Annotated in this window: 26 protein-coding genes and 1 pseudogene; 13 read left to right on the forward strand and 14 right to left on the reverse strand. The window is 51.4% G+C overall.

The genetic code is table 11. From position 1 onward, the window contains the following. Positions 1-68 precede the first annotated feature (68 nt). Positions 69-725, reverse strand: a complete 657-nt coding sequence (locus tag AC790_RS22030) for a surface lipoprotein assembly modifier (RefSeq protein WP_049853210.1) — start codon at positions 723-725, stop codon at positions 69-71. Positions 726-1,159: 434 nt separating this feature from the next. On the opposite strand from AC790_RS22030, the pseudogene AC790_RS25220 reads away from it, so the two are divergent. Then, positions 1,160-1,324: pseudogene (locus AC790_RS25220) on the forward strand (cupin domain-containing protein); the annotation flags it as partial. A gap of 7 nt (positions 1,325-1,331) precedes the next feature. Continuing rightward, positions 1,332-1,616: a zeta toxin family protein gene (locus tag AC790_RS22035; protein ID WP_369817643.1), complete on the forward strand. Its 285-nt coding sequence runs from the start codon at positions 1,332-1,334 to the stop codon at positions 1,614-1,616. Between the two features lie 63 nt (positions 1,617-1,679). Here the strand turns inward: AC790_RS22035 and AC790_RS22040 are convergent, their stop codons facing one another. From AC790_RS22040 to AC790_RS24915, 4 genes are all read right to left on the reverse strand, one after another. Continuing rightward, positions 1,680-2,108 carry a hypothetical protein gene (locus AC790_RS22040; protein WP_049853211.1) on the reverse strand — a complete coding sequence of 143 codons (429 nt, stop codon included), beginning with the start codon at positions 2,106-2,108 and terminating at the stop codon, positions 1,680-1,682. Positions 2,109-2,177: 69 nt separating this feature from the next. Next, positions 2,178-2,570, reverse strand: a complete 393-nt coding sequence (locus AC790_RS22045) for a VOC family protein (protein ID WP_049853212.1) — start codon at positions 2,568-2,570, stop codon at positions 2,178-2,180. Positions 2,571-3,041: 471 nt separating this feature from the next. After that, positions 3,042-3,524: a glutathione peroxidase gene (locus AC790_RS22055; RefSeq protein WP_049853213.1), complete on the reverse strand. Its 483-nt coding sequence runs from the start codon at positions 3,522-3,524 to the stop codon at positions 3,042-3,044. A gap of 141 nt (positions 3,525-3,665) precedes the next feature. Beyond that, positions 3,666-3,869: a hypothetical protein gene (locus tag AC790_RS24915; protein WP_161804885.1), complete on the reverse strand. Its 204-nt coding sequence runs from the start codon at positions 3,867-3,869 to the stop codon at positions 3,666-3,668. 37 nt (positions 3,870-3,906) lie between these two features. Between AC790_RS24915 and AC790_RS22060 the strand changes: the two genes are divergently transcribed. The 3 genes from AC790_RS22060 (at position 3,907) to AC790_RS22070 (ending at position 8,771) form a co-directional block, all read left to right on the forward strand. Further along, positions 3,907-4,521 (forward strand): TetR/AcrR family transcriptional regulator, encoded by a 615-nt coding sequence (locus AC790_RS22060; protein WP_049853214.1) that lies wholly within the window; start codon positions 3,907-3,909, stop codon positions 4,519-4,521. Positions 4,522-4,593: 72 nt separating this feature from the next. Further along, on the forward strand, positions 4,594-5,682 hold the full coding sequence (locus tag AC790_RS22065) for an efflux RND transporter periplasmic adaptor subunit (RefSeq protein ID WP_049853215.1): 1,089 nt from the start codon (positions 4,594-4,596) through the stop codon (positions 5,680-5,682). Further along, positions 5,679-8,771, forward strand: coding sequence for an efflux RND transporter permease subunit (locus AC790_RS22070; protein WP_049853216.1), 3,093 nt, complete (start codon positions 5,679-5,681; stop codon positions 8,769-8,771). Before AC790_RS22065 ends, AC790_RS22070 begins: the two co-directional genes overlap by 4 nt. A gap of 127 nt (positions 8,772-8,898) precedes the next feature. On the opposite strand, the gene AC790_RS22075 is transcribed toward AC790_RS22070, so the two are convergent. After that, positions 8,899-9,651: a FadR/GntR family transcriptional regulator gene (locus AC790_RS22075; protein ID WP_007885852.1), complete on the reverse strand. Its 753-nt coding sequence runs from the start codon at positions 9,649-9,651 to the stop codon at positions 8,899-8,901. A gap of 194 nt (positions 9,652-9,845) precedes the next feature. On the opposite strand from AC790_RS22075, the gene AC790_RS22080 reads away from it, so the two are divergent. Genes AC790_RS22080 through fucP form a run of 7 tightly spaced genes read left to right on the forward strand, consistent with a single transcriptional unit; the run spans position 9,846 to position 15,951 of the window. Continuing rightward, the gene (locus tag AC790_RS22080) at positions 9,846-10,586 is read left to right on the forward strand and encodes an SDR family oxidoreductase (RefSeq protein WP_049853217.1); all 741 of its coding nucleotides are present in this window, start codon (positions 9,846-9,848) and stop codon (positions 10,584-10,586) included. Between the two features lie 13 nt (positions 10,587-10,599). Next, positions 10,600-11,448, forward strand: coding sequence for a fumarylacetoacetate hydrolase family protein (locus AC790_RS22085; RefSeq protein WP_049853218.1), 849 nt, complete (start codon positions 10,600-10,602; stop codon positions 11,446-11,448). Beyond that, entirely contained in the window at positions 11,445-12,731 is a 1,287-nt protein-coding gene (locus AC790_RS22090) for an L-fuconate dehydratase (protein ID WP_049853219.1), read from the forward strand. The genes AC790_RS22085 and AC790_RS22090 overlap by 4 nt, the downstream gene beginning before the upstream one ends. A gap of 1 nt (position 12,732) precedes the next feature. Continuing rightward, positions 12,733-13,587, forward strand: a complete 855-nt coding sequence (locus AC790_RS22095) for an amidohydrolase (RefSeq protein WP_049853220.1) — start codon at positions 12,733-12,735, stop codon at positions 13,585-13,587. Continuing rightward, positions 13,565-14,341 carry an SDR family oxidoreductase gene (locus tag AC790_RS22100; RefSeq protein WP_049853221.1) on the forward strand — a complete coding sequence of 259 codons (777 nt, stop codon included), beginning with the start codon at positions 13,565-13,567 and terminating at the stop codon, positions 14,339-14,341. Before AC790_RS22095 ends, AC790_RS22100 begins: the two co-directional genes overlap by 23 nt. Then, positions 14,338-14,688, forward strand: coding sequence for an L-rhamnose mutarotase (locus AC790_RS22105; protein ID WP_007885858.1), 351 nt, complete (start codon positions 14,338-14,340; stop codon positions 14,686-14,688). The genes AC790_RS22100 and AC790_RS22105 overlap by 4 nt, the downstream gene beginning before the upstream one ends. Before the next feature lie 36 nt (positions 14,689-14,724). Beyond that, positions 14,725-15,951 (forward strand): L-fucose:H+ symporter permease, encoded by a 1,227-nt coding sequence (gene fucP, locus AC790_RS22110; protein WP_007885859.1) that lies wholly within the window; start codon positions 14,725-14,727, stop codon positions 15,949-15,951. A 201-nt stretch (positions 15,952-16,152) separates the two neighbouring features. On the opposite strand, the gene AC790_RS22115 is transcribed toward fucP, so the two are convergent. From AC790_RS22115 to AC790_RS22125, 3 genes are all read right to left on the reverse strand, one after another. Further along, positions 16,153-16,542: a hypothetical protein gene (locus AC790_RS22115; RefSeq protein ID WP_049853222.1), complete on the reverse strand. Its 390-nt coding sequence runs from the start codon at positions 16,540-16,542 to the stop codon at positions 16,153-16,155. Between the two features lie 626 nt (positions 16,543-17,168). Then, positions 17,169-18,038, reverse strand: a complete 870-nt coding sequence (locus tag AC790_RS22120) for an ATP-grasp fold amidoligase family protein (RefSeq protein ID WP_049853223.1) — start codon at positions 18,036-18,038, stop codon at positions 17,169-17,171. A gap of 5 nt (positions 18,039-18,043) precedes the next feature. Further along, positions 18,044-19,255: a polysaccharide biosynthesis C-terminal domain-containing protein gene (locus tag AC790_RS22125; protein WP_235440763.1), complete on the reverse strand. Its 1,212-nt coding sequence runs from the start codon at positions 19,253-19,255 to the stop codon at positions 18,044-18,046. Between the two features lie 545 nt (positions 19,256-19,800). Between AC790_RS22125 and AC790_RS22130 the strand changes: the two genes are divergently transcribed. Continuing rightward, a complete protein-coding gene (locus tag AC790_RS22130) occupies positions 19,801-20,112 on the forward strand; it encodes a hypothetical protein (protein WP_049853225.1) in 312 nt (103 codons plus the stop codon). 91 nt (positions 20,113-20,203) lie between these two features. Here the strand turns inward: AC790_RS22130 and AC790_RS22135 are convergent, their stop codons facing one another. From AC790_RS22135 to AC790_RS22155, 5 genes are all read right to left on the reverse strand, one after another. Beyond that, positions 20,204-20,863, reverse strand: coding sequence for a hypothetical protein (locus AC790_RS22135; protein WP_049853226.1), 660 nt, complete (start codon positions 20,861-20,863; stop codon positions 20,204-20,206). Between the two features lie 228 nt (positions 20,864-21,091). After that, positions 21,092-22,168 carry a mechanosensitive ion channel family protein gene (locus AC790_RS22140; RefSeq protein WP_007885865.1) on the reverse strand — a complete coding sequence of 359 codons (1,077 nt, stop codon included), beginning with the start codon at positions 22,166-22,168 and terminating at the stop codon, positions 21,092-21,094. Positions 22,169-22,588: 420 nt separating this feature from the next. Beyond that, positions 22,589-22,801 carry an RNA chaperone/antiterminator CspA gene (gene cspA, locus AC790_RS22145; protein WP_007885867.1) on the reverse strand — a complete coding sequence of 71 codons (213 nt, stop codon included), beginning with the start codon at positions 22,799-22,801 and terminating at the stop codon, positions 22,589-22,591. A gap of 307 nt (positions 22,802-23,108) precedes the next feature. Beyond that, the gene (locus tag AC790_RS22150) at positions 23,109-25,010 is read right to left on the reverse strand and encodes an acyltransferase family protein (protein WP_049853227.1); all 1,902 of its coding nucleotides are present in this window, start codon (positions 25,008-25,010) and stop codon (positions 23,109-23,111) included. Between the two features lie 233 nt (positions 25,011-25,243). Next, on the reverse strand, positions 25,244-26,179 hold the full coding sequence (locus AC790_RS22155; RefSeq protein ID WP_049853462.1) for a LysR family transcriptional regulator: 936 nt from the start codon (positions 26,177-26,179) through the stop codon (positions 25,244-25,246). Positions 26,180-26,189 lie beyond the last annotated feature (10 nt).

Consider the following 26,189-nt stretch of genomic DNA (forward strand, 5'->3'; position numbering starts at 1 on the left):
CTATGGTTTGAAAATGATAAATTCTATTTTTTCAGCGTGATATGAATTTAGAAAGAGATTGTGAAATCCTAAATCCTCCCACATATAAATCGCTGTCGCCTGGGCACGCCACTCACCCTCTTCAAAAAATCCCCAATCGCCGCCTCAATAACCGGCACACTCAGCGTCTCAGCGTCAACAATCATCCGGAGCCCATGCCCATATGCGAATCCCGGCAGATACTGATAACCACAACGCACAGCCGGCGGTTCATCTTGCGCAATTTCCTGCTCACGCTTCTCAACAAACTGCCAAAATGTCAGTCCGCCAAAAATCGCATGGGCCTGTTTTTCGCGATGCACAAGGGTGTGGCTAACGATTTTGCCTTTGCTATTCACATTGGGTGTTGTCTCATATCGCGTCTCTTCTTCTTGTTCCTGCGCACTAAGCATCGCCCAGGTTTCATTGAATGCACGATCGTGTACCGCATCCTGAAACGCCAACTTAGCCGTGATGATTTCAGCATTCCAGAGGTCGGCGGGATCGTGGCCGACAAAATAGATATCACTCCATGCCCAAATATGGTCGGGGTTATCTTGGTAGTGTCGGATATCGCAATCATCATAGAACATCCCGCCACAACGCTGACGTTCACGATAGATACGGTTTTTAAGCTTGATGACTTTTTTACGACGCTGACGACGAGAAAGGGAAATGAAGGGGCGGTGTTTGTTGAAAGGCGACATGAAAACTCCTTAACCGGCAACGCTAATGCGGCTGGAAGCAGTCCAGCCACATAGGCTAGCAAAAGGCGAGGTTGAGGAATAGGCGTGAGGGAAAGAAAATTTAACTGTACACCACCACTTTTACCCCTTCATCCGCGTGTAATTAAACAAAATAACGGCTGCGAGTAGGTCGCTGCAGCCTTGTGAGATCGCCTACAGCAGTTTATGGCATAAATGATTGACGTTAGGCGGATGTCCGATATGAGCGAAAAGCTGACATCATTGTCCCGACAAAATCTTTTATCCCAATACATACATGACTACTAAATATGTTGGACAATGCAGTTCATATCTTTATTTAATTAGAAGCTTAATCTGTTACGAATCGATAGCATTTCTCGGTATTACTTTCTTAACTTCTTAATAGATGGGTGCATGTAAACAAGAGACTGATGATGATTTCAAAAGAAAATGCAGAGCATTATGTATGGGGCGACGATTGCGATGGTTGGTATTTGGTAAACCTTCAAGACATGCTGATTATTCATGAAAAAATGCCTGCCGGCACTTCTGAAAAGCGACACTTTCACTCCGTTTCCCGGCAGTTTTTCTTTGTGCTCTGCGTCTGTGTCCACATCTCGTCCTGTTTTACATCTGCTGTGCGGCAAAATCGCTGCCGGAAAATCAACGCTGGCGCATCTGTTCGCCGGAGAGATGGAGGATGTCGCAGACTACGTACGTTGTGCAGGCAAGTTATGCAACGCGATGACGCCACACCTGATATTGCTGCTACAGTGCGGGGTGTCAGTGGTGCTGGATTGCCCGGCAACCGATGCGCAGTTCGAGGTGATCAGCAGCTACTTCGTCGCACCGCATGCGGATGAAGGGTTTAATATGGTGGTACACAGTTAAGACTGACAATGACTGGATAGGTATTTGCGCCAGTCATCTTCTCACTCGCCTCAAAATTCCCCGCTATTTATTGAGTTGATTGATGATTCTTTTTAGGGTGTTGTAGGGGCCTTCTAGCGTGATGTCATTGCCATCGTTACTTATATAAATGCGCTGGGATTTGAATCTTCTGTATTTCGCTATCTGAAGATCATAATAACCTTGCTCATTTCGTTGGTAATTGTATTTCTTCAGAATGAAATCCAGATCGCTTAAGCAAATGGGTGTCTTAAACTTAAGCCACGAAATATTGGTAAACCAAAAACTTGCTGCAAGCCCGCATAGCATACCGGTAAAGCCACCGGTGATATTACCATGAGTTAATTGGGGTAATAGCCATTTAATAACGGCTGAGAAGAACAGGCCGGTGAGTATGAAAAACGCGATTCTGAAACTGTCTTTTTGCCACTGCTTTGCCAAGCTAAGGCGATGAAGCGAGTAGTGAAATTTCAATTTTTGATTCCTTTCAACATGTTTGTCCGTTATTGATTATAGCGTTACCCGTTCCTGACTGACGGATCGTTATACCGCGTTTTCCAATATCTGTTTTGCCTGTGTATATTCCCAGGACGTTATTTCAATCATGTTGCCGCTGAGATCGTTGAAGTAAAGGGACATGGATACATCGTGATCACGGACGGTGTAGGCGATTTTTTTGGACTTGAGGATAGGTATGAGTTCAAGAAACGCTGACACCTCCACGGCAAAAGCCATGGTGTGGCCTGGGTATTGAGATTTTCTCAGGAAGAGGGAAAGTGATGCACTATTATTCCTGATGACGAGCGGCCCTCCTTGCTCAAACCAGAAGTACAGGGAGTTGTCACGGGTGAAGCCAAGGATTTCTTGATACCAGTGTTCTGCTTTCTCGATATCGTCAACGTAGACGTGGATATGGTCGATTTTGATTATGTTCATTTGGCTCGATCCTTATTTGTGCTTTAGAGATGTTTGCTGAAGAATTTGCGAGGTACAACTGTCTGAGCACAGCACAACACGGGATTTACCATAATGCTTGGGAGTATTTGTGATGACTATGCCAGCCATCAGAATAGGGTGGATTGGAGAGGCGGAACCGTTATTGTTTAGATGAGCGCGGCCAGATCTACGCCACAGAAAAAAAGATCAACTCTATTCTCTTTGATGAACGCGGCGTAATCTGCCTTCATCGGAAGAGGTTCTCGGCCAATTACAGGTATCCATTTAGCGTAAGCCATTCTTGTCAGTGCCGTAACGGACTCTGCATCACTAATCGCTGCGATTCGCATCGTCTCGATCATGGTTCTATATCGCTAATTGTGACTGGGTACGGCACTCAAATCTAACATATTAGTTCGTTTACATCGTCCGCTCCTGGCATAAAGCGGACGGTTCAAATAACAATAACCGTTAGACTTCAAGTGCGGCGAGGATTACGCTTTCCATTTTTTCCGGGGTGGTGAAGGGTGCAAAGCGCTTAAGCGGTTTGCCGTCGCGTCCGATCAGGAACTTAGTGAAGTTCCACTTGATCCGTCCACCCAGCACGCCGGGCAATTCCTCTTTCAGATATCGAAACACTGGGTGCGTTGCGGTGCCGTTGACTGCCACTTTCTCGAACATGGGAAAGCTCACACCGTAGTTGATGTGACAGGTCTGCGCGATGTCGTCGGCACCGCCGGGTTCCTGTTTACCAAACTGGTTGCAGGGAAACCCAAGCACCACCAACCCCTGAGCGGCGTACTTTTTATAGAGCGTTTCAAGGCCAGCGTATTGAGGCGTAAATCCACAATGGCTGGCGGTATTAACCACCAGAACCAGTTTGCCAGTGTACTCGGCCATCGAGATGGGCTGGCCTCGCAGACTGGTGGCAGTAAGTTGATGAAAGGGGGTCATGTCGCAATCCTCAGAGCAAAATCCGCACTACCTCGCCATTACCAGTCGACTCGTTGCCGAGGGGCACGGTGTGGGCAGCAGCATTAAGCCACCCAATATGACATACGGGCGGTCTTAATTCTCCGCATTCATACATTCGAATCAATCACCACTTGCCCTGCCGGAATAGACGGCGATTGGCGAAAACGGCGTCTGGTTGATGAAGCCTTCCAGCCAGTTACAATCAGCAAAGATCAGTGCGTTAACGGAGTGGCTGGTAGCGTGGTTTGCTGTTCCACGTTGGTAGCCGGTGTAAATGAGGTCTTGAAGCGACCGGTAAATGTGACCAAAATAGCCAATGGTCACAAATCGTCACTCTTCGCTCAATGAGCAGGTTTAAAAAATGACAGAGCAAAAAAATCCCGCCGCCACGCGGGGTCCTTCCGATCACACCATTCGCGACCAGATTGTCGCTGCCGCAATGGAATACTTTAGCCACTACGGTTTTGAAAAAACCACCGTGTCCGATCTCGCACGATCCATCGGATTCTCTAAAGCCTATATCTATAAATTCTTCGGCTCTAAACAGGAAATTGGCGAAGTCATCTGTGTCAATTGCCTCACAGAGATTACCGCACGCCTAAACGGCGCACTGGATAGTTCGCCGTCAGCTACGGAAAAAATAAGGCAACTGTTTAAAACACTTGCGGTGGCAGGCAGTGAGCTGTTCTTCCGCGAGCGTCGACTGTATGACATCGCCGCAGCGTCCTCGCGCGAGCACTGGGCCGCTGCCGTCCAATATGAAGCTTCGCTGCGCGCAACCGTATTGGCCATCCTGCGTGAAGGACGCGCTGCGGGAGAGTTTGAGCGTAAAACGGCGCTGGATGAAACGGCTGCCGCGGTTTATCTGGTGCTCAAACCGCTGGCCGATCCTCTTCAGCTCCAGACATCCCTTGATACTGCCGAGGAAGATGCAATCCAATTGGCGGCATTAGTGCTAAGAAGTTTGGCACCGTAATTAGTGACCATTGACATAATTGGTCACTAGTCAGAGAATGGGTGCTCACACTTTCCTTGAGTAAGGTAACCCATGCTCCGGCATCTCCTGTTTTTCTCAGTCGCCTGCCTTGTGACCGGCTGCGGCGAACCGGCATCGTCCGCTGACGATCCGCGTACTCAACCGCCTCTGATCAGGACGGCAGCGGTGCAGCCTGCCGCAGAAAACGCGCGGGTTTTTACCGGCACGGTTGCGGCGCGCGTCCAGAGCGATCTTGGATTTCGCGTATCGGGCAAAGTCCTCGAACGTCTGGTTGATAAGGGCCAAAGCGTCAGGCGCGGTCAGCTCCTGATGAAACTCGACCCGGCCGATCTGGCTTTGCAGGTACGCGCAGCGGAAGGAGTGGTAAACGCCGCGCAGGCACGGGCACGACAGGCCGGCGATGATGAGAATCGCTATCGCGGACTGGTCGGCACCGGTGCGGTTTCTGCCTCCTCTTACAGTCAGATCCGCGCTGCAGCAGAGGCAGCGCGCGCCGATCTGAGCGCTGCGCAGGCGCAGGCACGCGTGGCGCTCAACGCCTCGCAATATGCCGTACTGAGCGCTGACGCAGATGGCGTGGTAGTCGATACCTTGGCCGATCCCGGTCAGGTGGTCAGCGCCGGTCAAACCGTGGTGCGCCTTGCGCGAGCCGGGCAGCGTGAGGCGATGGTCAGTCTGCCTGAGACACTGCGGCCGCAGGTCGGATCGACAGCGACGGCCGTGGTCTATGGCAGCCAGATCGTGTACGAGGCCAGGTTGCGCGAGCTGTCGGACGCGGCTGATGCTGCAACCCGTACCTATGAAGCACGCTACGTGCTGAGCGGTGCCGCTGCCAGTGCGCCGCTGGGTTCAACGGTCACGTTACGTATTCCTGAATCTGCCGGTGCCGGAGAGTCCTGGTCGATTCCGCTCGGTGCCTTATGGGATGCCGGGAGCGGTCCAGGCGTCTGGGTGGTGACAGGTAAACCCGCAAAAGTGACCTGGCGCGCAGTCACGCTACTCGGTATCAGCGATGACAGCGCACGCGTGTCGGGTCCGCTTCATGGCGGGGAGCAGGTGGCAGCGCTAGGCGCGCATCTGCTTCATGAGGGTGAAGCGGTCCGCAGCGGAGCGCCAGAGCCAGAAGGCGTCACGCCATGAGCCAGCATCGCTTTAATTTGTCGGCCTTAGCGGTGCGTGAACGGTCAGTCACGTTATTCCTCATCCTCCTCGTTACGGTAGCAGGTGTGATCGCTTTTCTCGGACTGGGGCGAGCTGAAGATCCGCCGTTCACCGTCAAGCAGCTCACGGTGATCACCGCCTGGCCGGGTGCCACCGCGCAGGAGATGCAGGATCAGGTTGCCGAACCGCTGGAGAAACGCCTGCAGGAGCTGAAGTGGTACGATCGCAGCGAGACGTACACCCGCCCCGGCATGGCTTACACCATGGTCTCGCTGCAGGACAGCACGCCGCCCGCGGAGGTGCAGGAGCAGTTTTACCAGGCGCGGAAAAAGCTCAGCGATGAGGCGCGCAACCTGCCGCCTGGTGTAATCGGGCCGATGGTTAACGATGAATTCTCGGACGTAGTTTTTGCCCTCTATGCCCTGAAAGCCAAAGGTGAACCGCAGCGCTTTTTGACTCGCGATGCCGAAAAACTCCGCCAGCAGTTGCTGCACGTGCCGGGCGTAAAAAAAGTGACCATCACCGGGGAGCAGGCCGAGCGCATTTATGTCTCCTTCTCCAGCGATCGCCTCGCCACGCTGGGCATAGCGCCAGAGCAGATTTTCAACGCGCTGAACGGGCAGAATGCCCTGTCGCCCGCCGGTTCTGTTCAGACGCGCGGCCCCGAGGTGTTTATTCGCCTTGATGGCGCGCTGGATACGCTGGAAAAAATTCGTAATACGCCGGTCGTTGCGGCTAACCATACGCTGCGGCTTGCGGATGTCGCGAAGATCGAGCGCGGTTATGTTGACCCGCCAGATTTCCTTATCCGTAATGATGGCGAGCCGGCGTTGATGTTGAGCGTCGTAATGAGGGAAGGGTGGAACGGCCTTGAGCTGGGTAAGGCACTGGAAAAAGAGGTTGGTAACATCAATGACGGCATGCCGCTGGGCATGACGCTCAGCCGGGTTTCCGATCAGGCGGTAAACATCAGTTCGGCTGTCGATGAGTTCATGATTAAGTTTTTCGTAGCTTTGCTGGTGGTGATGGTGGTGTGCTTTATCAGCATGGGCTGGCGCGTGGGTATTGTGGTCGCTGCCGCAGTGCCGCTGACGCTTGCCGTGGTGTTCGTGGTCATGGCCGCTACCGGGAAAAACTTTGACCGCATCACGCTGGGTTCACTTATTCTCGCGCTGGGCTTACTGGTTGATGACGCCATCATCGCGATAGAGATGATGGTGGTAAAAATGGAAGAGGGCTACGACCGCGTTAAGGCGTCGGCCTATGCCTGGAGCCATACGGCGGCACCCATGCTGGCAGGTACGCTGGTCACGGCGATTGGCTTCATGCCCAACGGCTTCGCGCAGTCAACGGCGGGGGAATATACCAGCAACATGTTCTGGATCGTGGGGATTGCCCTGATTGCCTCATGGGTGGTGGCGGTGGTATTTACCCCTTATCTCGGCGTAAAAATGTTGCCTGATATCAAGCCGGTAGCCGGTGGCCACGCGGCAATCTACAACACCCGCCACTACAATCGCTTCAGACGCTTACTGGCAACGGTCATCACGCATAAGTGGTGGGTGGCTGGCGCGGTGGTGGGCTGTTTTGCCGTCGCTATCCTCAGCATGGGAGTGGTGAAAAAGCAGTTTTTCCCCACCTCCGATCGTCCTGAGGTGCTGGTTGAAGTGCAGATGCCCTACGGCACCGCTATTCAGCAGACCAGCCTGACCACCGCGCGGATTGAGCAGTGGCTGCGCAAGCAACCTGAAACCAGTACGGTAACCGCGTATATCGGGCAAGGTGCGCCGCGCTTCTACCTGGCGATGGCCCCGGAGCTACCGGATCCCTCTTTTGCGAAAATAGTGGTGCTGACCAATGGGGAGCAGGAACGCGAAGCGCTGAAGCTGCGGCTGCGTAAAGCGGCGGCAGATGGGCTGGCGCCGGAGGCGCAGGTGCGCGTGACCCAGCTGGTTTTCGGCCCTTACTCGCCTTATCCGGTGGCTTACCGGGTGATGGGCCCGGATCCTGACAAGCTGCGTGAGCTGGCGGCGCAGGTAAAAGCGTTGATGCAGGCCAGCCCAATGATGCGCACCGTCAACACCGATTGGGGCTCACGCGTGCCGGTGATGCACTTCAGGTTGGATCAGGATCGGTTGCAGTCGATGGGGCTGACGCCTGCCACGGCAGCTCGGCAGCTGCAATTCCTGCTGAGCGGTGCGCCTATCACGGCAATCCGCGAGGATATCCGCTCTGTGGAAGTGACGGGGCGCGCAGCAGGAGACGTGCGCCTCGATCCTGCACGCATCGATGCACTGACGCTCGCTGGCGCCGATGGTCAGCGCATTCCCCTCTCGCAGCTTGGTGAAACCGAGATACGCATGGAAGAGCCGCTGCTGCGCCGGCGTGACAGAACGCCGACGATCACGGTGCGTGGAGATATCGCCGACGGACTGCAGCCCCCGGATGTGTCATCGGCACTCCTTCAGGAGCTTCAGCCACTAATGGCATCGCTGCCGCCGGGATATCGCATCGAGCAGGCTGGCTCGATTGAGGAATCGGCTAAGGCGACAAAAGCGATGCTTCCACTGTTCCCGATTATGATCGCCCTAACGCTGCTGATCATCATTCTGCAGGTCCGTTCAATTTCGGCAATGATTATGGTGTTTTTGACGGCGCCGCTAGGGCTGATCGGCGTGGTTCCGATGCTGCTGCTGTTCCAGCAGCCATTCGGCATTAATGCGCTGGTCGGACTGATCGCACTGTCAGGTATTCTGATGCGCAATACGCTGATTTTGATAGGTCAAATCCATCAGAATGAGCGGGAAGGTTTCGATCCGTTTAATGCGATTGTCGAGGCGACAGTGCAGCGTGCCAGGCCGGTATTATTGACCGCACTGGCGGCCATTCTGGCGTTTATTCCGCTAACGCATTCGGTTTTCTGGGGCACGTTGGCATACACGCTGATCGGCGGTACGTTTGGCGGCACTATCATGACGTTGGTGTTTTTACCGGCGATGTACGCCATCTGGTTCCGTATCAGGATACCCGCTGCGCCGTCATCTGCAGTTTCTTCGGTTGCCCAATGAAAATCTGATAATCAGCTTAAAATAGCGGTTCCGGACACCTGGCGGGTCTGGTGTACGGTTCGGCTATTTTCGCAGTGAGTTTGACAGCCATTGCCAACCTGGGAAAAGCAGCCCACAGCGGGCGCGTTCACTCCTGCACCCGCTCAAAGGTCGCAATCACCCGGTCGATATGCTTCTTCATCGCGGCTCGGGCTGCCTTCGCATCACGTTTTTCAAGCGCCGAGAGAATGTCCATATGTTCGGTTTCCGAAACCAGCGGCATATCGCTGGGCGTATAGTGCGCCTGCAACATGCGGAACATGCTGCCATAGCGATGGCCGAGCAGGTGGCCAATGATAAAACCATACGCCGGATTGCCGCTCGCCTGGGCGATGCGAATATGGAATAAACGGTCGCCGGGATGGGTGCGCGATTGCGCGCGATTATCTTCGCAGTTTTGCAGATAGGCCGCGCGGATCAGCGCCAATTCCTGATCGCTGGCATGCACAGCGGCCAGCGCAGCGGCCTCCGGCTCAATCAGGCGTCGCGCTTGCAGCAGCGAGAACGGCGGCAGCTCGGTGGAGAAATCCAGATTGATCCCCAGCTCATCGTCCGGCTCAATCCACTGGTTGCGCCCGGCCTGCATCATCACCGGCTCCTGCGTACTCGACCGCGCTTTCACAATCACGCCATTGCCGACTTTGACATCCACCAACCCAATCACTTCCAGCGCAATCAGCGCTTCACGTACCGAAGCGCGACTCACCTGCAGCTGCTCGGCCAACTCGCGTTCCGCTGGCAGGCGACTGCCGGGAGGAAATTCGTTGTTGTCGATAAGCTTGATTAACTGGTCGGCTATCTGTCTGTAAAGCCTGGGGTTTTCCATCTTTTTTATCGGCATCGCACTGCTACCTGTCTAAATAAATTAAGTGATCGGATGCACAAATAATCATCAGTACACTTGTCAATGTTACGCAATTGTCAATAAAACGTAATGCGTCAGCAAAAAAGTTGCCAGCGTTATTTGCCCTTTCACAAGGGTAAAACTCACTTTTAATGGCCTGACCATTAGATCTTTGGACCAGAGGAAATGCAATGAATTTATCCGGAAAACGCGTGTTAATCACCGCCGCCGGGCAAGGCATCGGCTTGGCCAGCGCGCGTTACTTTGCGCAACAGGGCGCAGAGGTTATTGCCAGCGATATCAACCTTGCCGCGCTACACAATCTGCAAGGTATCCGCGCTTATCAGCTGGATGTCACCGATCGTCAGGCAATTAGCGCGGCGGCGCAGGAGCTCGGCACGCTCGATGTGCTGTTTAACTGTGCCGGCGTGGTCCACAGCGGCAGCCTGCTGGCGTGCAGCGAAAAGGAGTGGCAGTTCGCGCTCGACCTCAACGTCACGGCGATGTTTCACATGATTCAGGCATTTCTGCCGGGGATGCTGCAACAGCAGCAGGGCTCGATCATTAACATGTCATCGGTGGCATCCAGCGTGAAAGGCGTGGTCAATCGCTTTGCCTACAGTGCGACCAAAGCGGCGGTGATTGGCCTGACGCGCTCAGTGGCGGCGGATTACATCGGTGAAGGCATCCGCTGCAACGCCATCTGCCCCGGCACGGTTGATTCGCCTTCGCTACGCCAGCGCATCGCCGCGCAGGCCGAGGCGGAAGGCCGCACGGAGGCGGAAGTGTATGACGCCTTTGTCGCGCGTCAGCCCATTGGCCGTATCGGTACCACAGAGGAGATCGCTTATCTGGCGGCCTATCTGGCTTCCGATGCCAGCGCTTATATCACCGGCACCGCACAGATTATTGATGGCGGCTGGAGCAACTAACAGGAGTGCAGTCATGAAATTATTACGAGTGGGCGAGCCGGGAAAAGAGCGTCCGGCAATGCTGGATCAACAGGGTGAACTGCGTGATTTGTCGCACTTTATCGATGACATCGCCGGCGATGCGCTGCTGCCTGCAGAACTGGAAAGGCTGCGTCAGCTGCCGCTCAGTGAACTGCCCAAAATCAGCGGCCAACCGCGCATTGGTGCCTGCGTTGGGCATATCGGCAAATTTATCTGTATCGGCCTGAACTATGCCGATCACGCCGCCGAAACCGGTGCCGACATCCCGCAAGAGCCGGTGGTGTTTAGCAAATGGACCAGCGCCGTGGTGGGGCCAAACGATGCGGTGCGCATTCCTCGCGGTTCGGTGAAAACCGACTGGGAAGTAGAGCTGGGCGTGGTGATTGGCAAAGGCGGCAGCTACATCGCAGAAGCGGATGCGCTGTCACATGTGGCGGGTTACTGCGTGGTCAACGACGTCTCGGAACGTGAATATCAAATTGAGCGCGGCGGCACCTGGGACAAAGGCAAAGGCTGCGACACCTTTGGTCCGATTGGTCCGTGGCTGGTGACCGCCGATGAAATCGCCGATCCGCAGCAGCTCGATCTGTGGCTGGAAGTGGACGGCAAGCGCTATCAGAACGGCAACACCCGCACCATGATCTTCACGGTCGCGCACATCATCAGCTATCTCAGTCGGTTTATGAGCTTGCAGCCGGGCGACATCATCTCAACCGGCACACCGCCGGGCGTCGGCATGGGGCAAAAACCGCCGGTCTATCTGCGAGCAGGGCAAGTCATCAGGTTAGGTATCGCCGGGTTGGGCGAGCAGCGTCAAATCACCGAGGGCAGCGAACAATGACCAGACTTACCGCACTGCGGGTGGAAGATATCCGTTTTCCCACCTCCGAACAGCTCGACGGTTCGGATGCGATGAATCCGGATCCTGATTACTCGGCTGCTTACGTCATCATCGAGACGGATAACGCGGCGATGAGTGGTCACGGACTGACCTTTACCATTGGGCGCGGCAATGAGATTTGCTGCGCGGCGATACGCGCCCTGGAACACCTGATTGTCGGCCGTCAGCTGGAGTCGATCACCGCCGATATGGGGCAGTTCTGGCGCGACATCACCAGCGACAGCCAGCTGCGCTGGATCGGCCCGGATAAAGGCGCGATTCACCTGGCGACTGGCGCGGTGGTCAACGCAGTATGGGATCTGTGGGCGAAATCGGAAGAGAAGCCGCTGTGGCGGCTGGTGGCCGATATGTCGCCGCAGGAGCTGGTGCGCTGCATCGATTTCCGCTACCTCACTGACTGCATCACGCCGGACGAAGCGCTGGCACTGTTGACGGCGCAGCAGGCTGGCAAAGCGCAGCGCATCCGTGAGCTGGAGCAGCACGGTTATCCCTGCTACACCACCTCGGCGGGCTGGCTCGGTTACGACGACGATAAACTGCGTCGCCTGTGCCAGCAGGCGGTGGATGCCGGGTTCTCACACATCAAGCTGAAAGTCGGACGTGACCTCGCAGATGATATTCGCCGCGTGCGCATTGCGCGTGAAGTGCTGGGACCGGATCGCCAGTTAATGATCGATGCCAACCAGGTGTGGGAAGTGAATGACGCGATTGATTGGGTACAGCAGCTGGCCTTCGCGCGACCGTGGTTTATTGAGGAACCCACCAGCCCGGATGATATTGAAGGGCATCGCAAAATTCGTCAGGGCGTCGCGCCGGTGAAGGTGGCAACCGGTGAAATGTGCCAGAACCGCATCATCTTCAAGCAGCTGATTATGCGCGAAGCGATTGACGTGGTGCAGATCGACGCTTGTCGCCTCGGCGGCGTAAATGAAGTGCTGGCGGTGATGCTAATGGCAGCGAAATACCAGTTGCCGGTGTGTCCGCATGCCGGCGGCGTTGGATTGTGCGAATACGTCCAGCACCTGTCGATGATCGACTTCGTTTGCATTGCCGGTAGCCATGAAGGCCGGGTCATTGAGTATGTCGATCATCTGCATGAACACTTTTTACATCCGTGCGAAGTGCGCGGCGCCGCCTATATGCCGCCCACCGCGCCCGGCTTCTCGATCGAGATGTATCCCGCTTCGCGCGAGCAATACCGTTATCGCGCGCAGGGAGGCTGAGGTGCGAATCGACGCTCATCAGCATTTCTGGCGCTACGACGCGGAGGATTATGCGTGGATCGCGGAATCCATGACGCGCCTGCAACTGGATTATTTACCGGACGATCTCGCACCGCTGCTGGCGCAACGTCAGCTGCAGGGCTCAATTGCGGTTCAGGCGCGGCAGTGTGTAGCGGAGACGCAGCAACTGTTGCAGTGGGCGCAGCAGCAAGCGGCAACACAGGTGGTTGGCTGGATTGACGTCAGCGCGATGGACCTGACGCCGCAGTTGGAAGCCTTGCAGCATCCGCTGCTGCGGGGGTTCCGCCATCAGGTGCAGGATGAGCGCGATCCCGCCGCATGGCTACGACAACCGCGCGTGGCGAGCGGCATCCGTCAGCTGCAGCAGCGTGATTACGTATGGGAAATGCTGGTGACCTGGCGGCATCTGGCAGACGCCACTCAATTTGCCGCGCAGCACGATCGCCACTGGCTGGTGCTTGATCACCTCGGCAAACCGGATATTGCGCGCGGCGCGCAGGCGTGGGGCGAACAGGTGGCGGAACTGGCCGCAATGCCGCACGTGGTCTGCAAATTATCGGGTCTGGTGACCGAGGCGCCGCAGGGTCAATGGCACAGTGCGCAGCTGCGGCCTTTTATCGATGAGGCGCTGGCGCGTTTCGGTCCGCAGCGCCTGATGTTTGGCTCAGACTGGCCCGTCTGCCTGCTGGCAGCGGAGTACCACGCGGTGGCGCAGCTGATTGAGGACGCGACGGCTGAGCTTGCAGCCGACGAACAGGCCGCCATTTGGGGCAACACGGCGGCGCAGGTATATAGCCTGACAGGAGAGAAGCATGAATCTGTTTTTGCAGGATAAAGTGATTATCGTCACCGGCGGCGGATCGGGCATCGGTGCGGCCATCTCACGTTTGCTGGCGGAAGAGGGCGCCATTCCGGTGATCGTCAGCAACGCGCAGCCCGATGAGATGTGGCTGGCCAGCTTGCGCGAGCTGCAACCGCAAACGGAAGTGCTGCTGGCCGATCTGTGCGATGAGCAGAACTGCCAGCGTGCGGTTGAAGCCGTGCAGCAACAGTTTGGCCGCATCGACGGACTGGTGAACAATGCGGGCGTCAACGATGGCGTCGGACTGGAAGCGGGGCGCAGCGCCTTTGTCAGCTCGCTGGAAAAGAATCTCATCCACTATTACCAGATGACGCATTTCTGCCAGCGCGCGCTGGAAAACAGCAGAGGAGCCATCGTCAATATTGCCTCAAAAACCGCGTTGAGCGGGCAGGGCGGCACCAGCGGTTACTGCGCGGCAAAAGGGGCAATTCTGGCACTGACGCGGGAGTGGGCGGTGTCACTGCGTAGCAGCGGTGTGCGGGTTAACGCCGTGGTGCCCGCCGAAGTGATGACGCCGCTGTATGAGCGCTGGATCGGCACCTTTGCCGATCCGCAGGGCGAACTGGCGAAAATCACCCAGCGTATTCCACTCGGCCAACGCATGACCACACCGGAAGAGATCGCTAACACCGTCGTGTTTTTGCTGTCGTCGCGCGCTTCCCACACCACGGGCGAGTGGCTGAGCGTTGATGGCGGCTATCTGCATCTCGATCGGGCGCTGTTATGAGTGGCGTAACCGAACGCTATTGTCTGGCGCTGGATCTGGTGGATGAGGCCGACAAGATCGCTGAATACCAGCGCCTGCATCAACGCATCTGGCCGGAAGTGGCACAGCATCTACGCCAGCATGGCCTCGTCAATATGGAGATCTACCGGCTTGGCACCCGACTTTTTATGGTGATGGAGGTGAACGATCGGTTTAACGCGCAGGATTTTGCTCAGGCCGCTGAACAGAATCCGCATATTCAGCGCTGGGAAGCGCTGATGTGGCAGTTTCAGCAGCCAACGCCGTGGACGCCCGCAGGGGAAAAATGGGTGGCGATGGCGCGAATATTCTCTTTGCAGGACCAATAACAACACTTACCGACTGTACCCTACGAGGATATAACCATGTCTACACAACGCGTCGAGACGCCAGAAAATATGGGCGTCGGGGGAACTATTAGCCTGCGCTGGGCGTTCATGCTAATTACCACCCTGTTTTTCATGTGGGGCGTGTCATACGGCCTGCTGGATGTGCTGAATAAACACTTTCAGGAAACGTTAAACGTCACCAAAGCGCAATCGGGACTATTACAGGCGGCCTATTTCGGTGCCTATTTTATTGTCGCGCTGCCGGCCGGCTATTTTATGCGTCGTCACGGCTACAAGGCCGGCATTTTGGCGGGATTATCGCTGTACGCCATTGGTGCGCTGCTGTTTGTACCCGCGGCGATGGTCAATGATTTCTCGGTATTTCTGCTGGCGCTGTTTGTGCTGGCTTGCGGGCTTGGCTGCCTGGAAACCGCGGCTAACCCGTATGCCACGGTGCTGGGCGATGCCAACGGCGCGGAGCGTCGTCTTAATCTGGCGCAATCCTTTAATGGCTTGGGGCAGTTTGTTGGGCCAATGATTGGTGGCTCGCTGTTCTTTACTCATGCCAGTCAGGAAGCCGCGCAGGACAGCGTCAAAATGACCTATGTCGTGATTGCGTGTGTGGTGCTCGCTATTGCGCTGTTATTTAAACGTACCGCCTTGCCGGACATTCGTGAGTCCGCGAGCGAACATGTGCAGCAGCCCGGCGCCACGTTATGGCAGCAAAAACACTTTGTCGGCGGGGTGATTGCGCAGTTCTTCTATGTCGCCGCCCAGGTTGGGGTTGGCGCCTTCTTTATTAACTACGCCACTGAGCACTGGCACGGCGTCACTAACCAAAGCGCGGCTTATATGCTTTCGGTTGCGATGATCTGTTTTATGGTGGGACGCTTCTTTTCGACCTGGCTGATGGGCCGAGTGAAACCGGCAGCGATGCTGGCGGCCTATGCGCTGATCAACATCGTGCTGTGTGGCATTGTGATGCTGGGCGCTGGTGATGTCTCCGTCATCGCGCTTATCGCCATCTTCTTCTTTATGTCCACCATGTTCCCAACCATCTTTGCCATGGGAGTGAAAAATCTCGGTCAGTCTACCAAACAGGCCAGCTCGTTTATGATCATGGCAATTGTCGGCGGTGCGATAATGCCCTATTTCATGGGGCTGATCTCTGACAAAGTCAGTACGGCCGTCGCTTACGGTTTGCCGCTGCTGTGCTTTGTTGTTGTGCTGGTCTATGCGCTTAGGCAGCGGAGATATGCATGATGGCGCCTTTGATTATGCACGGTTTCCCAAGCCGCCCGCGTGCGGATCAGCAGGTCATGAGGTCGACGTTGAGGTTCAGTCACTTAGGCCACTTGCAGTATCGGGCAGGGGGCAGAAACTAATGCTTAAACGGAACCAAACGTAAGTTCAGAGCACAAGGGCCATGTTATGGCCCGTTTCATTTTCTAAACATGCGCAACGTTATGTTGGCATCGAATACGCAGTGACTTTACTCGATTGCGGATCGATAGAGATGATACAGATGGCAAAGTTGCCGCCCAGACGATCTTTTCGGTCCGATATTCTTAAATTGTAGCTTTCGGAAAACGAGGTATAACCAGAGGAGTTGGTTTCGTTCAGCTTAAAGCCCACAAGCTTTTCAAAATAAGACTTTGTTTTTCCCACACTGCTTTTACATTGTTCATTGGTGATAGTGCCGGTCTCTCTTACCTGAGCCGTGGCTTGACCTGAACTTGAATTTTTGGGCGTTAGTGCAGCATTCACAGCTTTAATATTTTCATTAACACTTTTCTGAAAATCAGCGCAACCGGTTGACATCAAGATCATGCTGCCTATTAACAACTTTCTCATTGTATTCCTTACAATATTTAATGTTAATTATCGGATTAACATTATAAATTTTACAATTACATTACGACAAGAAATATTTGCACATAAATAGCAATGCAAGTAATTTCCTTGAGTGACATTTCAATTAGGGGATCACTTGGTTGGATGTGAATAAATCCACCACTTGAATCCAGTTTGATACGAGGCGCGGGTCGATATCCTCTCTGCACGCCAGCGAATCGGTAATTGTGATAAATGGGTGCTCATTGAAAGCAGCCGGTGATTAACGTACGTAATATTGAAAGCAAACAGATAATGGTGCTGCCACAAGTAACATAAGACGATTCAGAACGCATTAATTGGCACTGACGACATGGAACCTGGCGTATTTTCAAACCCTGATAATGGTCTAATACTGCTTACAGCAGTTTTGCTAACCTGGGTAAAGGGGCGTCAGGAGCCGCAGTTTAAAATTTAAATCTGCTTATTGATGCGATTTGTAAACTGTCATGATGCGGTGGTATTCAATACCCGCCTTTGGCACAAAGATCCTAAACTATGGCATTTTATTAAAAAATGATGCGGAGCAGCCGGATTAAATAATCTGGTTCTCTGCTCCATTAGTGAGTAAAAAGATCACGTATAAATTACAACTTTAGTTGGTTTCCTAAAATAGCATCGGCTTCGCGCAATGTAACATCGAGTCCCGCAGAAGGGGTAAATGTTAACTCGCCAAAAATAACGTAACCATTGAGAAGATAAAAATCAGCACGGACAAATTTAAAATCTGATGCTAGTTTAATCGCATAATCTTTCATTTTATGAAAGCCATCTGGAATCTCTGGGTAATCATTTTTATTTATCAACTCAACTGTATCCTCAAAAGGAAGTGGATTCCAGTTCATATCAAAATAATAGAATTTGGGATTTCCATTTTTTCGTTCTTTGCAAACCATTACTGCGTAGGGTTTTCCATTAAAGCAGTAGAATTTATAATCATCAGGGAAATCACCTTGTTCATTTTCAATGTATTTTTCACATAATATTTTTCTTTCTATCTTCTTGTACTGCGGCTCAATAAAATTGGCTGAGAAATCCTCTTTTAACCATTTACTGAGCTGTTTGTTGGTCTTTTCAAAGTCAAGTGATGATTTGTTATTGCAGATTATGTTATAGCCCGCGCCATGGTTGCACTTAAGGGCAAACTTATTGGGTAGTGCATTGTAGTCTATATCCTGCGGATCATCATACACACCGTATAGGACATTAAGAATCTCATCGCATCCTTTGGAAGAGATATACTCCCTGACCTTATATTTATCAGCGCATATAGTATAGATGTCACCGTTGTACTCATTAAATTTTAACCACTGAATTTTTTCATTGAAATTTGTCGGGTTGGTTAAGTTTAGTTTTTTCTTGAACTTAATAAAATAGTGGGTTTTAGCACAAAACTCAGGGTACATATAAGCGCTTATTTTTAATGCAGATCTCACTGTGTTTTTTATCATTTTCATTAAGGTTATCTCGGTTTGAAAATGTTAAGGTGCATTTTGAAGATTGTTTTATTTCTGAAAAAATAATTAAGTAACGTGCAAGATAAAATTTCGACAATCAAGAAACAGTATGCAGCACCATTAATCCCGAAAGCATTAATCATTAGCCAGGAAAATGGTATAGTTAAGATGCAGCATAAAACCATTTTTTTAGCCAGGTAAGTGTATCCAGACTCTTTAATCATATAGCGATAGCAAATTGTTCCTAGTGAAGAGAACATTGTGCCAATAATGATAATGGGGATAATATTGACTGAACCCATATATTTATCGCCATAGAGTAAATGTATGAAGAGATCGCCGAAAATATAGAAGCCACCCAAAGCAATAAGCGAAAACAGGATGACAAGCCGATTGATTTTCATGAGTAGCATATCAATGGTTATTTGGTTCTTTTCACTGTATATTTTTGAGAAGAAACTTGTTATCAAGGCCAGAACTACAAATGACCATGCACCTCCTATGGTCAGCGCTACGCTATACACGCCTAAGTTAGAGTACGAAAGGATATTAGCCAAAAATATGCTCGATATCTGAGTGTAAATATCTGCTGATAAACCTGATAAAATTAAAGCTCCCCCAGTGTACAACATATGCCGGTTATACATTCCGGCACCCTTGCTCTTTTCTTTTAAGCTGGTGGTTTGCTTAAAATAGATGATACGCATGATGTAAGGGATGAGTGGGATAACGATAATAGGTATTGTGAAGTAGTAAATGGGCAGCTTAAAATATGAAATGTAGAACCTGATTAATAACGCGACAGACAAACCCACTACATTTGTTATCGTGTTTATTTTAGATTTCAATTGAGTGTTGTTGTAGATGGAAAAGAAGTCCATCACAATATAATATGTAGCGATGCAGTTGGCAATGCCGAATAAGAATACAATCAAATCAGTGAATAAATAGAGATAGATTAAAACTGCGGCAGAGGATAGGAGGAAGAATATACGCCGTTGATTTTGGGTATGCATCGCCAATGCAATTCCGGAATCTGTTTTTTCACTCATCCGTTTAAATATAATATTTTGACCACCAAACCAGGATAGCGTTTGCACGAATATAAAAAGAGAGGTTGAGATGTTTATCTTTCCATAATATTCAGGGCCAATGTATTTTGCCATAAGGGCATTGATATATATCAAGCCAATAATGTTGACTGACTTTTCTAACATGATCCATATTGAGTTAGAGTACATTTCACGTCTCACATATATGTGGTTTTGATAATGTTTTTATTTGTGATGCATCTCTCATAATAATTCTTTCTTCCGCAACCATGGGTGCTATATGTCGTTAAGGGGCAGGCACGTAATCGAGAAGCCGCTTAACTGCTACCATTATTTTGTTCTCAGATTTTATTTGCTCGATAGTTTGGCTGCTGATATAAAATTAGTGAAGGGTTTTTTAAATTAATCAGATAAATGACAATTTTTTCCAGATATTGCGTCCATTATTTAGTAGGGTGTTGCAGCCAGGTTGGAAAATAGAGAACGGGATTATTATTAGTCCTGTTAATACGTGAAGGCTGTATTTAAAAATATATCCTGAGGCAAGCGGTGCAGGACACGTCATTGGGGAGAGTCAGACACAGCTTTGGCTTATGCAAAAGAGATTCTTTATTGTTGGATATTTTAACCTTACAGGGCATCTCAACCAGCATGAACATCCGCTCTTGTAATGCTATGGTTATCGTCCCTAAATAAAAGAGGAAAAGCGAATGATTGTAAGGACATGGCACGGTTGCGTTCCGCTAAGACATGCGGAGAGCTTCGCTAAACACCTGGACGAAACAGGCGTGGAGCACTCAGCCAGTGTACAAGGAAACAAGGGCGCATTTGTGCTGAGGCAAACTCAGGGTGATTGGGAGCATTTCTTCCTGGCGACGTACTGGCAGGATTTGGCTTCAGTACGCGCATTTGCCGGAGAACACTATCATGTGGCTGTGACGTATCCGGGTGATGAAGTCTTTGAACTGATCTCTGATCCCTATGTTTTTCAGCATGAGGTTGCGTCTCTTTCACCTCTATAGCTTATTTCCGGGGCAACCTATGGATTTCCCCGAAGATGACTTATTTTTGGTTCTGCCAATCGACATCAGCCAGAGCGAACATGACGAGATATCAGCTTCTTTCGCCGTTACCTTCACAACCCGTCACCTGCGGATAAGGTCGGCAAACCAGCATCATTTTGTTCTTCGGTTCAAAGCCATGGTCGATCATACAGCGTTGCGCTTTGGCTGTGCGTCCAATGCTGGCGACCTTCAGATTCGAGCCGAGAGGTTTCGGATAACCGCAGGCGTACATCATCGGCAGCGCTTGCTGATTGTTGGCAACCTCAACTGAATAGTGTTGTGATGCTCCCACTTTACGCCAGCTAACCTGCATATCTTCAGATCGTCCCGAATCTGGCTTTATCGGGTAGAAGCCCTCATCAGCTTCAAAAGGCAACGCTTCAAGTTGGGACACGCTAAGGGGATGCCCCTGTTTTGCCTCAACGCAGGCCGGAAGCGCTTTCCTGACTTCACAGAAATCGAATCCACTTTTCCGGGTAAAACCAAGCCGCTGCATACACTGGAACTGCAACGCCTGTTCGTTAGCGGGCAAGCGGCTTAATGAACCTGCCGTAGGTTCGCCACACTCTGCCATCGCTGCCCTAACGTCATCTTCGGTGGTTGAAGGGCGCTGCCATTGGGTGAAATCGGCTGGCGGCGGGCAGCCGGTGAGTAGAAATAGCGATGTGATTAAAATGGGTAAGCCGACCAGCTGAGGTTTGCGCAACATAAAAATCCTTATTTATAAGGCAGTCATTTTACATAACTGATTGACGTCGAAAAAGTTTGATACCCCAATTATTCCAGCATCGCATCATCAAATCCAAGGTAATAAAAAACCCTGAGCTTCAGGGTTTAATGGTATCACCAGCAATCATTGTTCTGAGGAGATAATTGCATGGCCGTGTTGAGGTGACTGTTCAATCATCTTCCTGATTTTATTGTCATCCACGACGATCTAAGCCAACTCTTTAGTCGCGGCTTCAGTCAGTGTTGCCCTCACGTGAGGCAGGCTCTGCGGATAATTTTGCTGAATAAACTCAATCATTTTTTCCCGCACGTAGCAGCGTAAATCCCAGGCTGTAGGAGAGTTCTGTGCCGTCATTAATAATCTGATCGTCATGGTTTTATCATTAGTATCGGTAACCTGGAGCACCTGCGTTTGTTGATCCCAGAGTTTGGTTTCACTCAATACTTTTTCAAAATGTTTACGCAGAGGATCTAAGGGCATGGAGTAATCAAGGTAAAGAAAAACCGAGCCTAATATTTGCGCATTATTCCGCGTCCAGTTCTGGAAGGCATTTTCGGTGAAGTAGGTAATTGGCAGCACCAACCGGCGTAAGTCCCAGATGCGCACCACTACGTAGGTCAGATTTATCTCCTCAATCCAGCCCCATTCATTTTCAACCACCACCGCATCATCAATCTTTATCGGTTGCGTAAAGGCGATTTGAATACCGGCGAACAGGTTCACCAACGATTTCTGCAGGGCAAAACCAATGATTATCCCGGCAACCCCAGCACCGGCGAGGATTGTCGTGCCGAATTTTCGCACACCCGGGAAGCTCAACAGAATCAGAGAAAGGCAGAATGACACGAGCAGTACGATCGCGACCTTTTTAACGTAGATTATCTGAGTGCGTATTTTTCGGGCGCGTAAATTATTTGAAAGATTAATGTCATAACGGATAAACAACATATCCTGAGCGACATTCGTCAAGCGAATTAAAATCGAGCAAAGTGATAAGATAATAAATACGTTGGTGGTGGTGGTTATAAAGGCAAGTGAATCCGGATGAATGCTTATATAGTTAACCCCCACATTTATCAGCAGCAAGGGAATAAAAAGAAACATCGACCCACTAAGATGCTTTTCAAGCGATTTGAAGAGCTTTCTGTCACGGCTCTGCCAGTAGCGAATGAATCTGAGAAGTATAAATCGAGCCAGGAAACCCAGTATGAGTGAAAGCGTGACGAGCAATACAGCAGGCACCCATACCGGAGCACCAGATAACTCACCAAATAGTAATGGCATTGTTTTCCCTTATATCCAGCCAACAACCTTTGGTTGTCAGGTAAGTCACAAAAATTCAGTAACCGTTGTCTTCCCGGTTATCTGCGGATTACATGGTTAACGCACCTTAAGTTTATGAAAAATTTAGCCAACTGACGTCCCTGGCCGTTAAAAAAAGGAATTGAGAGAGTGACTTGATGGTGGGGGATAGCGCAGGTTATTGAAAATTAGCGTAAAAACTCATTTTTGCTGTTAGCTAACAGGATGCCCGCAAAGCCAGGCCTGCACGTCGATGGCCGCAATGCCCTGCCATAATGTGTTACGCAAATTTTAGACAATAAAAAACCCGCACGAAGCGGGTTGATTTATTATCAGCAGAACTTATCTGCTCAGGCTGTTGCCTTCATCGCTATTGTAAGCGTCACTGATAATGGGCGGGGCTTACAGCGGCGTTACGTTGCCAGCTGCAGGGCCTTTAGCGCCGTTTTCAATGGTGAAGGACACTTGCTGACCTTCATCAAGAGTTTTGTAGTTGTCGCTCTGGATAGCAGAGAAATGGACGAATACATCCTTGCTGCCATCGTTAGGCGTGATAAAGCCAAAACCTTTATCAGAGTTAAACCATTTTACTAAACCAGTCATTTTGTTAGACATAGATACTTCCTTAATTGATGAGCCACTCAACGCGGCGATAATGGCCTGAAGTGAAAGATTTACTTATTGGGCACTTAGGAGGAGGCTCTCGAAGAAGGATATCTAGGGATAACACTTGAACTGAGGACTGCTTTACTAAAACTGCTTTCATAAGGTCTGTGTTCCAAACCGATGACGCATTAAGACATAGCGATAATAATTTAGCAACGTATATGTTTATTTATTTTAACCGTTTAAATACCTGGATGGCTGAACGGCCGCTAATTTTTAAGCGGCCAAAGAGTGTTTAATCCCTAATGAGAACGCGCTAAATACTATCAATCATCCGCCACATACCAGCAAACACGCCACTCAGACTCTTGTTTCCCACCTCTGAAAGGTGGTTATCATCGCGGTACAGCGGCACGTCGTCTTTTGCACCGTAGCAGAAGTTGCTATCACAAAGTGCCTGAGTGGCATCGAGCAGTGCGACATTGGGGGATTGTGCGGCGATGGTATTTAACATCGCCAGCGTCTCCTGATTATGTGATTGATATTCTGCTCGCGTTTGCTGAATGGCCAATGCGTTGCCGCGCATGGCATCGCGCGACATGCGGTAAATAACGTCGTAACCAAACTCGGGCACGGGCGTCATGATAAATACCCGGCGATGAGAGGCGAGCTGTTTTACTACTGCGCCAAAATGCTGTTGATAGGCAGTAATCGAGCTCTTCTCATTCAGGAAGCTATAGTCGGGCGTCGTGCTTCCGCTGCCAAAACTGCCATGCAGGTAGAAGGATAAACGGTTGATAATGAGCACCGAAGCGTGGGGATATTTCCGTTCGATATCGATTAGCGCATTCTTCACAAAACCGCCGCAGTCGGGGCTGGCGCTGCGATGAATATCCGGCATTGACGGGCATCCCGACTGCGCAATAAACACTACCGCATCATCGGGTCTGGCACTTGCCACAATTGAAGACAACATTGCCGCCGCATGGCTGTCACCCAATACCACCAGGTTTACCTGGCGAGCCTGACCAAATACGCATTGCGGCGAGGTTGTACCACTAAAGACAAAACACTTTTCGCCGCTGACAAAACGCTCCTGTGAATAGTGTTTGATGCTGGCGATCACCTGCGGAGCGCGTGAAGGCAGCCCGGCGTTTGCCACAATGAACACGCCCACTAACAGTACCAGCGCAGTTTGTCCCAGTGTGACGTAGGTTTTGCCACTCAGCCAACCCTGCTTGTTTTCTACCAGCAGCCAGGAAGCCCAACCCGCAGCCAGTGATAGCAGGATCAGCAGCGCCTGGCTAACCAGCGTGATAGGCCAATTGACCAGATGCCAGAATACCCACAGCGGCCAGTGCCATAAATAAACCGAATAAGAGGTTTTACCGATGTGCTGCACAATACGGTTGTTCAGCCACCGGCTGTTTTGCACGCCGGCATGGATGATCAGTGCCGTCAGCAACACAGGAATGAGCGTCATGATGCCGGGCCAGGCCATGCTTTCATCAAAACACAACGCACAGATTATGAGCCCTGAAATAGCGACGGGTGGGATCCAGCGTTGGCCGCTCAAGGCCGTTTTCGGTGTCAGATACAGCAGTCCGCCTGCCAGCATCTCCCATGCGCGCGTTGGTAACAGATAATAAGTTGCCGTGAGATGAAAATGGGTAGCCACCATCACCAGCACCAGGCCGAATGAAAGTAGTGCGGCGATTGCCATTGCCCAGGAAAACTGCTGGTGCAGGAAACGCGCCGTGAACATCAGTGCCAGAGGTAATAGCAAATAGAATTGCCACTCGACGCTTAATGACCAGGTGTGCAGTAACCATTTATATATCGAACCGCTATCAAAATAGCCACCCTGTTTGAAATAGACCACATTGGAGATAAAACTGAGGCTGGATACAGCGTGCTCCGCCATTTTATTATATTCATCCGGCGGCATCAGAAAATAACCCATCAGCATCAATATCACGCACAGCACCATCAGGGGCGGTATAATTCTCCGGCAGCGCGCGGCATAAAATGCCAGTAAAGAGAAACGGTTATTTCTTAGGCGAGACAGGATAATACTCGTCATCAGATAGCCGGAGATGACAAAGAACACGTCAACACCGAGAAACCCACCGCTCACCCGTGTAAAACCGAAGTGATAGAGAATAACTAACATTACGGCATAGGCGCGCAGCCCATTAATGTCGGTGCGAAAATTCATTCGGCGTTATCCACGTAAGGAATATACCGGACAATGTAAATAGTAGAGTAATGCTAATCAACAGCGGTAAACTTCATCATGACAGATTAATTACGCGCTGAATGGAACTGACTGTAGGGTAATTTATCTTATTCTACATTTATCCCAGTTTATCTTTCATCAGGTTATCCATTAATGAATTTTAAATGACCAGATACACGCCGATATTAAAAAGTAGAATCACGCCTGGATATTCAGAATATCCCTGATACCTCCTCCTCTAATGAAGCAGTAAAAAACTGACTCAGCAGCTGCCACAGATAGTGCGCGGCGGGCGTCAAACGGTGATCGGCGCTGCGCAGCAGATGACACTGACTTTCACGTGCGATGCGATGATCGATCGGAATCGCTAACAGCTCGCCGCGTTGCAGCGTGGCTTTCACTGATTGCGCGGTCATAAATGAGATGCCTAAACCCGCCTGCGTCAGGGCAATGGCGCTGGAAAACAGGTTGCAGCAGTAAGACGGGGTAAAGATAAGGCCTTCACTTTTGAAGATCGCGTTGATGTAGCGCTGCAAGCCAAAATTCTCATTCATGGCGATTAAGCGATGCTGGGTTAATGCGCTGGCGCTGACGGCGGAAAGGCCAGCCAGCGGATGATCCGGCGGCACAATGGCGCAGATTGGCCCGCGCTGAAAACTCAGGCACTTCACGCCCGGTGGTCCAGCCGGACCGAAGCTAACCGCCATATCCACTTCGCCTTTAGCAATCAGCATTACCGTGGTTTGCATATCGCCCGACATGATGTTCACAAATACGCCCGGATAGGCACGGGAAAACGCCTGCACCACATGCCTGACCACATCGTCCACCATGCCTTGCCCGATGCGAATGTTGATCGAGCCACCACGCATATGACGCAAATCCTGCAGCTGACGCTCCAGCATCTTGCGGCGCTGGCTGGTCTGCGCAAAATCCTCCGCCAGCATCCTGCCCGCTTCGGTCAGCACCACGTTACGGCCCCGTCGTTCCAGCAGCGGCAGTTGCAGGCTGCGTTCCAGTGACGACAGCTGCCGACTGATCACTGAGGGATTGATGCCGAGCGCATCTGCCGCGCGTCGAATGCCGCCATGTACGCCAACTTCATACAAATAACTTATGGCTTTCTCGGGATAAGTGGACAGCGTCATATTTTTTGCC

Source organism: Pantoea sp. RIT-PI-b, from assembly GCF_001187905.1.
Taxonomy (GTDB): Bacteria; Pseudomonadota; Gammaproteobacteria; order Enterobacterales; family Enterobacteriaceae; genus Pantoea; species Pantoea nemavictus.